Annotated in this window: 13 protein-coding genes; 6 read left to right on the top strand and 7 right to left on the bottom strand. The window is 65.6% G+C overall.

Annotated features, from left to right (window positions below; translation table 11 throughout):
- Positions 1–42: 42 nt before the first annotated feature.
- From prfB to QRQ56_RS07815, 4 genes are all read left to right on the top strand, one after another.
- A protein-coding gene (gene prfB, locus QRQ56_RS07830; RefSeq protein WP_438738909.1) for a peptide chain release factor 2 occupies positions 43–1174 on the top strand; the annotation gives its coding sequence in 2 pieces (ribosomal slippage) (positions 43–111 and positions 113–1174; 1131 coding nt in all).
- A gap of 2 nt (positions 1175–1176) precedes the next feature.
- Positions 1177–2049 (top strand): NAD(P)-dependent oxidoreductase, encoded by an 873-nt coding sequence (locus tag QRQ56_RS07825; protein ID WP_438738907.1) that lies wholly within the window; start codon positions 1177–1179, stop codon positions 2047–2049.
- Between the two features lie 86 nt (positions 2050–2135).
- The gene (locus QRQ56_RS07820; protein WP_438738905.1) at positions 2136–3041 is read left to right on the top strand and encodes a DMT family transporter; all 906 of its coding nucleotides are present in this window, start codon (positions 2136–2138) and stop codon (positions 3039–3041) included.
- Positions 3042–3149: 108 nt separating this feature from the next.
- Positions 3150–4385, top strand: coding sequence for an ABC transporter substrate-binding protein (locus QRQ56_RS07815; RefSeq protein ID WP_438738903.1), 1236 nt, complete (start codon positions 3150–3152; stop codon positions 4383–4385).
- Here QRQ56_RS07815 and QRQ56_RS07810 read toward each other — a convergent pair whose 3' ends face one another.
- The 5 genes from QRQ56_RS07810 to QRQ56_RS07790 are packed head-to-tail and all read right to left on the bottom strand — an operon-like array spanning position 4386 to position 9904.
- Positions 4386–5663, bottom strand: coding sequence for an O-antigen ligase family protein (locus QRQ56_RS07810; RefSeq protein WP_438738901.1), 1278 nt, complete (start codon positions 5661–5663; stop codon positions 4386–4388).
- The gene (locus QRQ56_RS07805) at positions 5660–7054 is read right to left on the bottom strand and encodes a glycosyltransferase family 4 protein (RefSeq protein WP_438738899.1); all 1395 of its coding nucleotides are present in this window, start codon (positions 7052–7054) and stop codon (positions 5660–5662) included. The genes QRQ56_RS07810 and QRQ56_RS07805 overlap by 4 nt, the downstream gene beginning before the upstream one ends.
- Positions 7051–7791, bottom strand: coding sequence for an ABC transporter ATP-binding protein (locus tag QRQ56_RS07800; protein ID WP_438738897.1), 741 nt, complete (start codon positions 7789–7791; stop codon positions 7051–7053). The genes QRQ56_RS07805 and QRQ56_RS07800 overlap by 4 nt, the downstream gene beginning before the upstream one ends.
- Before the next feature lie 3 nt (positions 7792–7794).
- A complete protein-coding gene (locus QRQ56_RS07795; protein WP_438738895.1) occupies positions 7795–9735 on the bottom strand; it encodes a glycosyltransferase in 1941 nt (646 codons plus the stop codon).
- Between the two features lie 7 nt (positions 9736–9742).
- On the bottom strand, positions 9743–9904 hold the full coding sequence (locus QRQ56_RS07790; RefSeq protein WP_438738893.1) for a hypothetical protein: 162 nt from the start codon (positions 9902–9904) through the stop codon (positions 9743–9745).
- A gap of 124 nt (positions 9905–10028) precedes the next feature.
- Here QRQ56_RS07790 and QRQ56_RS07785 point away from each other — a divergent pair, with 124 nt between their 5' ends.
- The gene (locus tag QRQ56_RS07785) at positions 10029–10928 is read left to right on the top strand and encodes a DUF6502 family protein (protein ID WP_438738891.1); all 900 of its coding nucleotides are present in this window, start codon (positions 10029–10031) and stop codon (positions 10926–10928) included.
- Complete coding sequence (locus QRQ56_RS07780; RefSeq protein WP_438738889.1) at positions 10925–12106, top strand: DUF5666 domain-containing protein; 1182 nt, start codon at positions 10925–10927, stop codon at positions 12104–12106. The genes QRQ56_RS07785 and QRQ56_RS07780 overlap by 4 nt, the downstream gene beginning before the upstream one ends.
- A gap of 33 nt (positions 12107–12139) precedes the next feature.
- On the opposite strand, the gene QRQ56_RS07775 is transcribed toward QRQ56_RS07780, so the two are convergent.
- Complete coding sequence (locus QRQ56_RS07775) at positions 12140–13492, bottom strand: peptidoglycan DD-metalloendopeptidase family protein (RefSeq protein ID WP_438738887.1); 1353 nt, start codon at positions 13490–13492, stop codon at positions 12140–12142.
- Between the two features lie 111 nt (positions 13493–13603).
- The gene (locus QRQ56_RS07770; protein WP_438738886.1) at positions 13604–14293 is read right to left on the bottom strand and encodes a peroxiredoxin; all 690 of its coding nucleotides are present in this window, start codon (positions 14291–14293) and stop codon (positions 13604–13606) included.
- Between the last annotated feature and the right edge of the window lie 172 nt (positions 14294–14465).

The raw sequence follows: 14465 nt of genomic DNA, 5'->3' as shown, positions 1-14465 counted from the left end.
ATCTCGAATTGCACGCGGGATTCCGCGAGATCAGAGAACGACATGCGCGCCGAAATCGAACGGTTGGTAGAAGAGATCAAGCAGTCAGTCGGGCTGCTGAGGAGGCATCTTTGACGTCGAGAAATCGACGGCGCGCCTCGCTGAGCTGAACAAGCTCGCAGAAGATCCCAACCTCTGGAACGATCCCCAGAAGGCCCAGAAGTTGATGCAGGAGCGGACCTCGCTGGAGGATTCGCTCTCGGGCATCGGCAAGGTCGAGCAGGAGCTCGAAGACGACATCGGCATGATCGAGCTCGGCGAGGCCGAGGGCGATGACGGTGTCGTTGCCGAAGCCGAAGCCGCGCTGAAGAACCTGAAGAAGGAAGTCGCGCGGCGCGAGCTCGAGGCGCTGCTCTCGGGCGAGGCCGACCGCTTCGATTCCTATCTCGAAGTCCATGCCGGCGCCGGCGGCACCGAGAGCCAGGACTGGGCGCAGATGCTCTTGCGCATGTACACGCGCTGGGCCGAAACGCACGGCTTCAAGGTCGAATATCTCGAAGAGTCCGAGGGCGAAGAAGCCGGCATCAAGTCCGCGACCATCCAGGTCTCCGGCCACAACGCCTATGGCTGGCTGAAGACGGAGGCCGGCGTGCATCGCCTGGTGCGCATCTCGCCGTTCGACTCGAACGCGCGGCGCCACACCTCGTTTTCGAGCGTGCAGGTATTCCCGGTCATCGACGACAGCATCAAGATCGACATCAAGGAATCCGACGTTCGAGTCGATACCATGCGCTCGGGCGGCGCCGGCGGTCAGCACGTCAACAAGACCGAATCCGCGGTGCGTCTGACCCACATTCCGACCGGCGTTGCCGTGGTCTGCCAGGCCGGCCGCTCCCAGCACAAGAATCGCGCCCAGGCTTGGGACATGCTGCGCGCACGTCTTTATGAAATCGAGCTGAAGAAGCGCGAGGAAAAGGCCGCCGCCGACCAGGCCGCCAAGACCGATATCGGCTGGGGCCACCAGATCCGCTCCTACGTGCTGCAGCCCTATCAGATGGTGAAGGATCTGCGCACGGGCGTGCAGACCTCCGACACATCGGGCGTGCTCAACGGCGAGCTCGACGACTTCATGGCCGCGACCCTGGCGCAGCGCGCGTTCGGGACCACGGGTGTTGACATCGAGGATGTGGACTGATCATGCCCCGCGTCGCCTTCATCGGGCTTGGACGGATGGGGCATGGCATGGCCGGCCGCTATCTCGATGCCGGCTTCACGGTCAGCTTGTGGAATCGCAGCAAGGCCAAGGCTGAAGACCTGATCGCGCGCGGCGCGCATTGGGCGACGTCGCCCGAGGATGCCGCGATCGATGCCGATGCCGTCGTGACCATGGTCGCCGACGACGAGGCTTCGCGCGCGGTCTGGCTCGGGCCGAAGGGTGCGGCCAAGACCGCCAAGGCCGGCACCATCGCGATCGAATGCTCGACTGTTTCGTATGACCACGCCCGCGAGATGGGCCGCGAGCTCAACGCGCGCGGGCTGATCTATATCGACTGCCCCGTGACGGGACTGCCGGACGCGGCGGCGGCCGGAAAGCTGACGCTGCTGGTCGGCGCTGACGCCGCCGATCTCGAGCGTGCGCGGCCTTATCTGGCTCCGATCGGCTCGACCATCCGCCATTTCGGCGCGGTGGGCTCCGGCACGGTCTACAAGCTCATCAACAATCTCATGGGCGCAATCCAGATCGCCGGCCTCGCCGAGGGCCTTGCGATCGCCGAGCAGGCCGGGCTCGACATGAACCTGGTGCTGGAGTCGATCCAGGCGGGCGTTGCCGCCAGCCCGCAGGTTCAGCGTCACTCCAAGCGCATGGTCGCCCGCGACTTTTCCGGCGCGACCTTCACCGCGGCGCTCCGGCACAAGGATGCCGACTATGCCGTGAGGCTCGCCGAGAGCCTGCTGGCCGACAAGCCGCTGGTCTCGCGCGCTGCGGTCGAGTCCTACGCGCAGGCGAAGGCGGCGATGCCTGACGACGACGAAGGCAAGATGATCGAGCTGGTGTCGCGGCCGAAATAAGCCGCACGGTTCTGTTGCGGAAATCGGGTGGTCACGTCCATGGCTTCGCGCTAGGCGTCGGCTCTGGCCGCCAGATGCGAGATGTAATGCCTCCCACCGATAACAGGATCGACGCACGCGACTGGTTGTTGCTGGGCCTCCTTTCGATCCTGTGGGGCGGTTCGTTCTTCTTCAACAGCGCAGCCTTGAAGGAATTGCCGCCGCTGACGCTGGTGCTGCTGCGAGTGGCGGTCGGCGCGGCCTTCCTTCTGCCGCTCCTGCGGCTTTACCGGATCAGCCTTCCCGGAGACATCGCGAGTTGGCGCCCGTATATCGCCATGGCGTTGCTCAACAACGTATTGCCTTTTTGCATGATCGTGACGGCGCAATTGTCCATTTCGAGTGGGCTGGCGTCGATCCTCAACGCGACCACGCCCCTATTCACGGTCGTCGTCATGGCTGCTGTCGGAGAAGAGAGGCTGATAGCGCGTCGGGCGGCGGGTGTTGTCGTCGGCCTGATCGGCGTCATCATTCTGAAGGGAGCCGGGATCGAGTTGCTGACGGGGCAGGGGCTCGGGATCCTGCTTTGTCTCGGGGCGGCTCTCAGCTACGGATTCGCGGCTTTGGTGGCTCGGCGCTGGCTGTCGAAATCGCCACCGCTTGCGACGGCGACATGCCAGTTGCTCGCGTCGACGGTCATGATGACGGTGCTCGCCTTCGTGTTCGATCGGCCATGGCGCCTGCCGATGCCTGGCGTGACGACCTGGCTTGCCGTACTCGGCTCGGCTGGCCTCTCGACCGCCCTCGCGTATCTCGTCTTTTTTCAGGTGCTGCGGCGGTCGGGGGCAACCAACGTGACGCTGGTGACGCTCCTTCTTCCCGTGACTGCGATCCTGCTCGGCTATCTGGTCCTGGGTGAGCCGATTTCGGTGCGCGAGATTGCCGGCGCCCTGGTCATTGCCAGCGCGCTGCTCGTGATCGATGGGCGCGTATTCCGGTGGCGCCTCACGTAAGTTCCCGACGCGCCGTTTCATCTCGCGGAAAATCGCAGCGCTTGCCAGCGGCTATCCTCCTTGCGACACTCCCCGGCAAAACAAGACTACAAAATAGGGGAGAGAACGATGCCGGGTCGTCGCGAAAACCTTGCTGCCCTCGCCATGCTTGTTGCCGGAGCGCTCGCCGCGAGCCCGGCCTTGGCGCAGAAGAAATACGATCCCGGCGCCAGCGACACCGAAGTCAAGATCGGCAACATCATGCCCTATAGCGGGCCTGCCTCGTCCTATGGCGTGATCGGCAAGACCGAGGCCGCCTATTTCAAGATGATCAACGAGCAGGGCGGCATCAACGGGCGCAAGATCAACTTCATCAGCTATGACGATGCCTATTCGCCGCCGAAGGCGATCGAGCAGGCGCGCAAGCTGGTCGAGAGCGACGAGGTGCTGCTGATCTTCCAGCCGCTCGGCACACCCTCGAACTCGGCGATCATGAAATACATGAACGCCAAGAAGGTGCCGCAGCTCTTCGTTGCCTCCGGCGGCACCAAGTTCGGCGACCCCAAGAGCTTTCCGTGGACCATGGGCTTCCAGCCCAACTACCAGAGCGAGGGGCGGATCTACGCCAAATACATCCGCGACAAATTCCCGAACGGCAAGATCGCCGTGTTCTGGCAGAACGACGACGCCGGCAAGGACCAGTTCAAGGGCCTGAAAGACGGGCTCGGCGACAAGGTGAACATGATCATCGCCGACAAATCCTATGAGGTCAGCGATCCCTCGATCGACTCGCAGATCGTCGCCTTGCACGATTCCGGCGCCGACATCTTCTTCTCATGGGCTGCGCCGAAGGGTTCGGCACAGGCGATCCGGAAAGTGGGCGAGCTCGGCTGGAAGCCGAAGTTCTTCCTCGCCAACACCGCAACCTCGGTCGCCTCGGTGCTCAAGCCCGCCGGGCTCGACTATTCCAAGGACATCATTTCGACCGCCTATCTGAAGGATCCCACCGATCCGACCTGGGACAAGGATCCGGCCATCGTGAAATGGCGGGAGTTCATGGACAAATATTATCCCGACGGCGACAAGGCCAACGCCAACAACATCTACGGCTATGTGCAGGCCGAGGCCATGACGCAGGTGTTGAAGCAGTGCGGCGATAATCTCACGCACGAGAACGTCATGAAGCAGGCGGCCAGCCTGAAGGACTTTCACACCGACTTGATGCTGCCCGGCATCATGGTCAACACGTCGCCGGACGACTATTTTCCGATCGAGCAGATGCAGCTGATGCGCTTCAACGGGCAGGCCTGGGAGCTGTTCGGCGACGTCATCACCGGGGAAGTCGGCCACGAGCGCAGCCAGTAGTCAGGGCTCGCCGGCGGTCCTCTTCAAAACCATGCCGCCGGCGACGCCGACGGCGAGCACGTACATCCATCCCTCGTGGAAATCGAACAGGTGCGAGTTCACGAGCGAGCTCGCGATGTTCTGCACCACGGCCACAAGGCCGATCCAGACCGCAACACCGCCGCCGAGGAACAGGCGGAGATGGGCGATCCACATCGCGTAGAGCAGGACGACGCCGAGGAGGCCCCATTGGACGGCGACGTTGAGGGTCTGGTTGTGGGGATTGCTGACGATCTCCCCATCGAGATTGCTTTCGCACGTGGCGGCGCGTTCGAACTGTCGCTTGATCGAGCCGGTGCCGTGGCCGAGCAGAGGCGCCTCGGCGAAGGCGTGCAGCGATTTGCGCCAATAGGTCAGGCGCTGGGCGGTGGAGGCGCGGCTGATGTCCTCATGGCCGTGTCGATACTCGACGGCAATATCGGTGATGCGCTGGCGCAGGTAAGGCGACGCCGTCCAGGCGAAGAGGCTCGCGGCGACCGAGCCTGCGAGCAGGACCAGTGCTGCCCGCCGGTTGAGATGCTTCCACGCAAACAAGGCCAGCAGCACAACGATGCACAGCAGCGCGGTGCGAGCCGAGGCCACGAAGACCATGTTGGTGGCGAACAGCAGGATCAGGGCAAGGCAGGCGGCTGCCGCGATCGCGTGTCCATTGCGCCAGCAGGTGAGCACCGGCAGGGCGAGCGCGAAGGCGCAGAGCGTGAACTCCTGGCTCTGGTCGATGTAGTTCTTGACGGGAACGCCTGGCGATGCCGTCGCCGTGAGCTTCCAGGCGGGGTCGAGCAGCACGACCCAGGAGAAGACCGCAAGCAAGGCACAGGAGACGAGAAAGGCGAGGGCAACCCAAACGCCGCGGTCCGAGCGGCTGAAATGATAAAGCAGCGGCGGTATCAGCACGAGCTTTGCGACCGGCTTGATTGCATGCAAACGGTCAGCCCAGGCTGCGTCCGACCACAGCAGGCCCACGACGGCGAGCAGCAAGATCGCGAAGGGCAGCACATAGGCCGGCTGCTTGAGCCTGCGCGCATAGTCCGGCCAGTCGATAGTGGGCGTCACCGCAAGCAGAAAGAGCCCGACAAGGATCGAAGGCGCCGTGGTCGACCACGGCAGCGAGGCCGCGATCAGGATGACTAGCACGTCCGTCGCCCGGACCAGCGCGGCCGATTTGCTCCAGGTTCGCCATGCGCCCCGACCGTTTCGCCGATCGGCCGGAGCGGGCAGCAACGCGGTTTCGGCGCTCATCCGTACGATGCGAGCGGTGCGGCGGCGAGGCCTGCGGCGGGATCAGGCTGGCCGAGGAAATCGCGGGCCTGGGTCTCGTAGCCGAAGCGCTGCGCGAGCTCGTGGCGCCGTGCCCGGATCCTGCCGCGCCACTCCTCCTGCCGGGTCAGCGCGCGGGTGACGGAGGCGGCGATCGAGTCCGTGGAGAACGGGTCGAAATAGTCGGCAAGCTCGCCCGCGACCTCGCGGAACACGGCGATGTCGGAGCACAGCACCGGCGTGTTCGCAGCAAGGGCCTCGATGATCGGCACGCCAAAACCCTCGGCGAGGCTTGGCATGATCAGGCCGTGCGCCTCCGCAATCAGGCTCGCCTTTTCGTGCTCGTCGACATAGCCGGCGAAGCGGACGTTCGGCGGCGGATTGCGCATCCGGCCGATCTCGCCGGCGTAACCGATCACGACGAGATCGGCCTGGGGCACGCCACGGAAGGCACGGACGACGGTGGCAACATTCTTGCGCGGCTCGTTCGAGACGATGACGACGAAGCTCGGCCGCCCCGGACGCCCCGACGGGGCTGGGAGGTGCAGGACATCCGGGGCGTCGAACCGGGTGCGGGGATAAACGACCCGCGCCGGTAGGTGCGCAAATTGCGGTAACAGGTCCCTGAACCGCATCATGCTGTAGTTTGAAACGAAGGCGAGCTCGTCGGCCTGGCGGAGGCTGGTGAGGAGCCGTGACAGGAACAAGCGCGTTGCGACGTCGCTGAGCTTGAGGTCGGTGAGCGGCAGCAGGTCATGCACGACGCAGATCACCTTGGCGCCGGGCTTGCGCGTGATCGCCACCCGGGTCGGGGTGTCCACGACGATGACGTCGTAATCGCGCGCGTCGATCCGCGGCGGCGGCAGCAGGAAGAAGGCCGAAGAATCCTGATAGCTGTAGAAGCCGGGCTCGAGCTGGAAATCACGGAACAGTTCGAGATGGCGCAGATCCGGCGGGACGTATTCGAGCGCCGCGGTCCTGTTCTCGATCAGGCGGGCGTGCAAGGCTCGCAGGCCGACCGCGCGCAGGAAGCAGACGATATAGTCCCACGACACCGACATGGTGGCCTTGTGGCGGATCCAGTCCAGCGTGCGGCGCAGGCCGCCGCGTACGGCCGGCTCGCCCATGTTGATCTCATCCAGGAAACGGTAGAGCGCGAGCAGCTCGATGTTGCGTGCCGCCGCCGGAAATAGCCTGGTGCGTCGCTCGCGCCGCTGCAGCTTGCGATAGCGCCGCGTGGTCTCGACCAGCAGCGTCAGGTCATGCCCCTCGGCCGCGAGCGAACGCACCAGCTCGCGGGTGAAGTGGAAGATGCCGCGCTTGTGGTTGGGCTCGCCCAGCGCTTCGGAGACGACGAGGATGTTCTGCTTCATGCGCGTTTCTCGCGGAGCTCGGGAAATTGTGCGGCCGGCGGCTCGACCGTGACGGTCGAGGCGATGCGGCCGTGATCGAGGTTGATGATGCGCGTGCAGGTGCGGCGCAGCAGCGGCTGGTCGTGCGAGGCGATGATGACGATCGCCGCCTGCGACACGAGGTTCAACAGCCGCGCCTGGGCCTTCTCCGCAAAGTGCTCGTCGACCACGCTGAGCCATTCGTCGAGCAGCAGAATGTCCGCGGGAAAGGCGGTCGCGGTCGCAAACAGCACCCGCATCAGCATGCCCGAGGAGAACATCCTCAGGGGAAGCCGCCGCATGCGGGTCTCGAGTTCGGTGAAGGCCCAGATCTCGTCGATCATCGTTCGGGTCGGCTTGTGGCCGCTGATCCGCAGCAGCAGCGCGATGTTGTCCTCCGCGACGAAGTCGAGGTTGACGCCGGCGTTGAGGCCGAGCAGGGGCACGACATTGCCCTGGATCGCGATGCCGCCGCTGCTCGGCGGATAGACACCGGCGATCAGCCGCAACAGCGTCGACTTGCCGGAGCCGTTGGGGCCGGCGAGCCCGATGCGGGCGCCGGTTTCGGCCTCGATCGTGACGTCGTCCACGGCGCGGATGATCCGCATCTCGCCCGGCTCGCGGATGAGATGGCCGAGCAGCCGCCGCTTCAGCGAATAGTCGTAGGCGCCGTAGAGCGGATAATCGAGGCAGACGTTGCGCAGGTTGATGGAGACCATGGTTCAGATCCAGAACGCCGCTTTGCGCAGATGGACCAGCGTCAGCACGCTCGCACCGATCAGCAGCGCCAGCGCGACGAGGACGTAGGCAATGCTGACGGGATCGACGGGACTGCCCGTGAGAGGCTCGCGCCACACCGCGAAGAGATGCGTCAGCGGATTGAGCCGCATCACCGTCGAGCGATGGCTGATCACGTCCGAGGACCAGATCACGGGTGAGGCCAGGAAGGCGAGCATCAGGGTCGATTCGATGATCGGCTTGAGGTCGCGATAGCGGGTTGCCATCGCGCCGAGGACGAGACTGAGGGCGAAGGTGCAGACCACGAACAGCAGCAGGCCGGGCAGCGCCGCAAACCCGTGCGAGAGGTCGTGTGGCGACAGGATCAACCACAGCACCAGCGGCACGCAGGCGTTATGAAGTGCGAACAGCGCCTGGCGGAACGTGCACTGCAGGAGGAAGATGACCGGCGGCAGCGCGCGGTCGCGGATCAGGCTCGCGGAGTTCTGCAGCGCCGTGGTGGCGTCGAGTACCACGCTGTTGAGGAAGGTCCAGGCCGTCATCGACAGCGCGAGCATCGGCAGACGCGACAGCACGTCGGCATTCGAGATCTGCCCGATCACCGAGCCCAATACAGCGACCACGATCGCCATCTGGAGCGACATCCAGAACGGGCCGAGCAGTGAGCGGACGTAGCGGTGGCGCATGTCCGACCAGGCCAGCGTCGCCGCGATCCGGATGCTGTCGAACCATGCGGTCGCCGGCGGCGGTTCGGCATTTGCCGATCGCTGCTCGCTGGGCGCAGCGACGGCATCGCGATAGACGGTCTCCATGCCCTGCCTGAATGCGGTCGCCGAATAGCGGGTGAGTGCGCGCGTCCGCGCGGCAAGTCCCATGTGGCGACGACGTTCGGGATCGCGGATAAGGGTGTCGATGGCTTCGCCCAGTTTCTCGGCGTCGCCGGGCGGGACGGTGATCGCCTCCACGCCGTGGCGGGCAACGCGGGGCACGGCCGTGTCGAGCGCCGTGTTCACGACAGGGCGGCCCGCGGCCATGGCTTCCAGCTGAGCCAGCCCGAACGTCTCGGCATTGGTGAGCGAGGGCATCACGAAGACGTCGGCAAGGCACATCAGCTTGATGCGCTCGCAATCGTTGACCGAGCCGAGCAGGCGGACGCGCTCGGTGAGGCCGAGCTCCTCGATGAGCTGCACCAGCCGCGGCCGCTCGACGCCTTCGCCGATGATCCAGACCTCGAAATTATGGGCGGCCGCCGCGCGGATCAGCACGTCGAACCCCTTGTAGGGCACGAGCCGGCCGCAGGCGAGCACGAGCCGGCCGCGGTCGTTGACGTGGTGCGGCTCGATCGTCGGCCAGTCGTAACCGGAGGTGTCGATGCCGAACGGCACGACGTGGCATTTGTCCTCGAATTCACGCAACAGCGGCGTGGTGTCGACCAACACGTGGTCCGAGACGATGATCGCCTTGGCGCGCCGCAGGGTTTGCCGCATCAAGGGTTCGATGAACCAGCGCAGGCCGGCATGGGTGACGATGTCGGCGTGCCAGTGCACCACGAGCGGCCGCTTGCGTCCGAAACCGAACGCGAAAACGAGGTCGGCGAGCGGGAAGGGCGCGTGCAGCGCCAGCAGGTCGTGCTCGGCGATCTTGCGCCAGAGACGCCAGGGATAGGTGGGGGCGGCCGGCAGCGACAGCAGATTGCCGAACGAGCGGACGCGCTCGACCGGCACGTCGTTGACGACGATCCGGCGCTTCTCGGCCGATTGCGAGCAGACCAGCACGGCGGAGTCGAAGGCGTCCTTCAAGCTCGCGCAGATGTCGCGGATCACCGTGAGCGTGCCGCCGAACAGGTCGGGATAGTAGATCTTGAAGATGTGCAGCACCGACGGGCGGCGTGTGATCTCGTGCGAGGTTTCTTGGGTGTGATGCATGATGGCGTCAGCCTGCCAGGAGTGCTGCGACGAACGGTGCGGCCAGCACCGAGATGAAGATCACGCCGCGCAGCAGCGCCGGCAGCATTGGTTCGATCGCGCCGTGCCCCCAGGCGGGAGCCGGCACCGCACGCGGTGAACTGGAAATGCGGACCAGATGGTCAGCCATGTCGTGTCCCTTTACGTCGCGCCCCTCAGTGCCGATCCGTATATGTGGGAAAATTTACCACGTCAATCGGCAAACAGGAAAAAGTGGGATTGTGTCCCACGCCGGGGGTCGCTACAATTCGGACATGATTGCCAAGCCAGGGTCCAAAGCAGCGGCTCCGCAGCCGAATGCCGCCGATAAGCTGCACGCGCCGCTGGCGCGGCTGCTGCGCCCGCTGGTGCGGCTCTGCATCCGCAGCGGCATGACCTTTCCGGCGCTGGCGCAATTGCTGCGCGAGTTGTTCGTCAACGTGGCCGAGCACGATTTCGCGCTGGAGGGAAAGGAGCAGACCGACAGCCGCGTCAGCCTGCTCACCGGCATCCATCGCAAGGAGGTGGCGCGGTTGCGCGGCGCGGGTGCTCCCGTGCACGAGGCGCCCGCGGCGGTATCGCTGACCAGCGCCGTGATCGCGCGCTGGCTGGCCGCGCCTGAATTTACCGATGCGAGGGGAGAGCCGCTGCCGTTGCCGCGCACGGCGGAGGACGATGCGCCGTCGTTCGAGCAGCTGGTCGCGTCCGTCACCAAGGACGTGCGTCCGCGCGCAGTGCTCGACGAATGGATCGACCGCGAGCTCGTGACCATCAACGAGGCTGACGAGATCGAGCTGGTCGAGGCCGCCTTCGTCCCGTCGGGCGAGGACGACAGCAAGTGGCACTATCTCGGCCGCAACCTGCATGACCACATCGCGGCCGCCGCGCAGAACGTCGCGGATGGGCCGCGCTTTCTCGAGCGCGCGGTGCACTACAACAACATCTCGCCGAAGCTGGCGCGGAAGCTCGAGGCGCGCTCGCGCGAGCTCGCCATGGAGGCGCTGAAGACCGCCAATCGCGAGGCCAACCGCGCGCTTGCCAAGGACAAGGGCGGTGACGCCCGCTGGAATTTCGGCATCTACATCTACAGCGAGGACGCCGACGAGCAGGGCGATTCCAGGGACGGTGGCAAGGACAACAGCAAGGACGGCGGCAAGGAGGGCGGTTCCTCATGAGCCGGCCGCCATTGATCTCGCGCCGTCTGCTGTTGATGGGGTTCTGGCTGGCCGGCACGGCGATGGCGCGTGCGCAGGTCAAGCGTGGCACCGACCAGGGAATCGGCGGCACCGGCATCACGCGCGGCGATGATCACGGCATCGGCGGCACCGGTATCGTCGGCGTCATCCAGCGCTTCGGCAGCATCTACGTCAACGGCGAGCGGGTTACCTATGCCAGCGACGTGGCGTTGCGGATCGACGGCGAGGCGGCGAGCCCCAAAGCCTTGCGCATCGGCCAGCTCGCCCGTGTGGTCGCGGTCCGTCAGGCCGATGGCACTCTCGTCACGCGCAACATCGCGATCGCGAGCGAAGTTGCCGGTCCCGTCGAGACGGTGAAGGGCAACGAATTGACGGTGCTCGGCCAGAAGATCGTGAGCGACAAGGAGAGCAAGCTCCGTCCTGGCGCGCAAGTGGCCGTCTATGGTCTGCGCCGCACCGACGGCGTCATCGTGGCAAGCCTGGTCGAGCCGCGACGCGGGACGACCGAGCGTGTGACCGGCCTGGTCGAACGCGGGCCCGACGGCTTGCGGATTGGCGGGCTGAAGCTGAACGGCGTCGATCCCTTGCTGGCCGGCCAGCGGGTCCAGATCGAGGGCAGCACCAGCCAGGGCGCAATGCAGGTGGCGCGCACGCGGATCGACGATTTCTCGGATCTGGTCGGCGCGAGCCGTCTGTCGGTCGAGGCTTACGTACAACGCGCGGGGGCGAACCTGCAGCTCGGCTCCGGCTTCGTGGCCCGTGACGGCTCACGATTCGGGCCTGCGGCCGGCGAAGCGCGCATGGTGGTGGGCGGCGCATTCGATCGGTCGCGCGGCTTCCAGGTGGATTCGGCGCAGGCCATCGGTCAGGGACCTGGAGCACCTCCGTCTGGTGGCGGCAATAATCCCAACCGGTCGCCCGGCGGCTCGATCCTGCATCCGAATCGCAGCACGCCCAGTCCGGCCGGCGGCGGGCCCGGCGCGCCCGTACCGGGATCGCCTTCGGGAGCGGCGCCCGGTTCTGCGCCGACGGGAGCTGGCGGTCCGTCAGGCCCAGGCGGCATGGGGTCGCCCGGCGGACCCATGGGGCCCGGCGGTGGAATGGGTGGTGGCGGCTTCGGCGGTCCCGGAGGCGGGATGGGCGGCGGCCGGCGTTGAGGAACGCGCGGGCGCGAAAAGTGAGCGCGGGATCTAGCCCGCGCTGAGGCGCACGCCGGCGCGCAGGAATTTCTGCGGATCGACCGCTTCGCCTTCGATGCGGGTCTCGTAATGCAGATGCGGACCGGTGGAGCGCCCGGTTGAGCCGACCAGGCCGACGACCTGGCCGATCTTCACGACCTCGCCGACCTTGACGTTGATCTCGGAGAGATGGCCGTAGCGGGTCGAAAGCCCGTTGCCGTGATCGACCTCGATCATGCGGCCGTAGCCGCCGGACCAGCCGGCGGAGACCACCTTGCCGTAGGCAGTGACACGCACGGGATCGCCGGTGGCGGCACGGAAGTCGAGCCCGGTATGCATCGCGGGCCGGCCGAGGAAGGGGTCGCTGCGCACGCCGAAGCCGGAGGTGAACTCGACCTCGCCGACGACGGGCTTGCGATAGGGCACCAGCGCCAGCGTACGGTTGAGACGATCCATCTCGGCGCGGGTGACGTTGATGCGATTGAGCTGCTTCTCGAACGGCCCGGCATTGGACGTCAGCTTGACCGGCACGAAGGGGCCGCCCATCGCGGTGCGCGGCACCGCGGCTTCGAGATTGGCAAGGTTCAGGCCGAGATCGCTGACCACGCCGCGCATCCGGCGCATGCGCGAATCCATGCCTTCCTCGACGGCGCTGAGCGCCGCCATCTGGCGACGCTCGACCTGATCGAGGGCGGTCGTGAGCCGGATCAGGACGTTGTCGAAACCCTGGTTCTTGGCGAATTGGTTGGTCGGCGGTGCAGCCACGTTCGGAGCGCGGGATTCGAGGCGCGCCTCACGATCCGGCGGCGCCACGAAGATGACGGTGTCGCTGATCGGCGAGGGCTTTGGCGTGGCCTGACTCGAATCACCGCGCTGCGGGACCGCGCGCGGAATCGAGCCGGTCACGTCGGGCATGGCTCCGAGCGCCGTCGCCCGGGACTCCAGCGCCGTCTGGCGCTTCATGATCTGATCGAGCTTCTGGTCGAACTGTTCCTGGTCGAGCAACTGGCGGCTGGTGGTACGGTCGACCTTGGTGCGCAGCTCGGCGATGCGGTCCTCATAGGCGTATTGCATCTCGGCCTGGCGGGCGATCAGCCGGGTGAGGACGTCGTCGCGGAAAGCAAAATAGGTCGCGGTTGCCGCCGACCAGAGACCGAGCAGCACGACGGTGCCGACCACGATCCAGAACACCACGGGTCCAAGGCGAAACTGCTTGCCGTGATGGACGATGGTGTAGGCGTCGTCGGCCGCGGGAAGGGGAATGGCAACGGCTGCCGCCGCCGCGGGGCGGCGTTGGTAGGCCCGGCCGTGGTCGTGAGGGTGATGTTGGGGGTACTGCGAATATTGGGCAGAACTTTTCGACATCGGCACTCCCGCGCCGGTCGGATGAGTCCGTACGGCCCTAATTGCCGCAGCAATCTGGGCCGGTCATGGTTAATTTTCCGGAAACGGGAACGCGCGAATTTAAAGGTCTGGTTAAAGACTTCTTGCCGCTTCCAGCACCGCGTCGGCATGGCCGTCGACCCGGACGTTGCGCCAGATCCGGGCGACTTTCCCGTCGGCGCCGACCAGTATCGTGGTGCGAAGAATTCCGAGGAAGCTCTTGCCATACATGGATTTTTCGCCCCAGGCGCCATAAGCCTCCAGCATCGCGTGCTGCTCATCCGAGATCAGCGGGATACCGAGACCGTGCTTGTCGCGGAACTTCTCCTGGGCCTTTAACGGATCGGCGGAGATCCCGAGCACGGCGGTGCCGGCGGCCGCGAACGCGCCGGCGAGGCGGGTGAAGTCGATCGCCTCCTTCGTGCAGCCGGGCGTATCGGCACGCGGGTAGAAGAACAGGACGAGCTTCCGGCCGGCATAATCCGCTGATGTGACGATGTCGCCGCCGTCGCGGGGCAGGCGGAAGGCGGGGGCTTTTTGGCCCTCGGTCGGGCCGGACTTCGCCCCGGCGGGCGGGGAGGCCGATTTGGAAGAATTTAACTGTTTCGACGCGGCCTTATGTGATCCTGCTTTTGCTATGGTCGCGGCTGATTTGCGGGCCACCGTTCGCTGGGTTTTTGCAGGCTTTGTTTCAGTCGATGCCCGCGTTTTCAGGGCCTTCTTTTTAGACGCTGGACTGCCGGAGGGCGTTGTGGACGATTTCTTTCGGGATTTCTTGGACATACGCCTTCCTTTCGTCGCTTTCGGCGGGTCAACCGAAGCGGTATTGCAGCTCTCGTCCGGTGTGCCGGAATCGTGCCCCTGGCTGGGCAAGTCTGACGACGCCGGAGTATGGTTACAAGGAATTCCACGCACCACCCCACTGCTCGTTGAACGCGCTCCCGGGGCGAGATGA

The sequence above is a fragment of the Bradyrhizobium sp. U531 genome (assembly GCF_051710265.1).
GTDB lineage: Bacteria > Pseudomonadota > Alphaproteobacteria > Rhizobiales > Xanthobacteraceae > Bradyrhizobium.
This window is presented reverse-complemented; position numbering and strand designations above follow the sequence as displayed.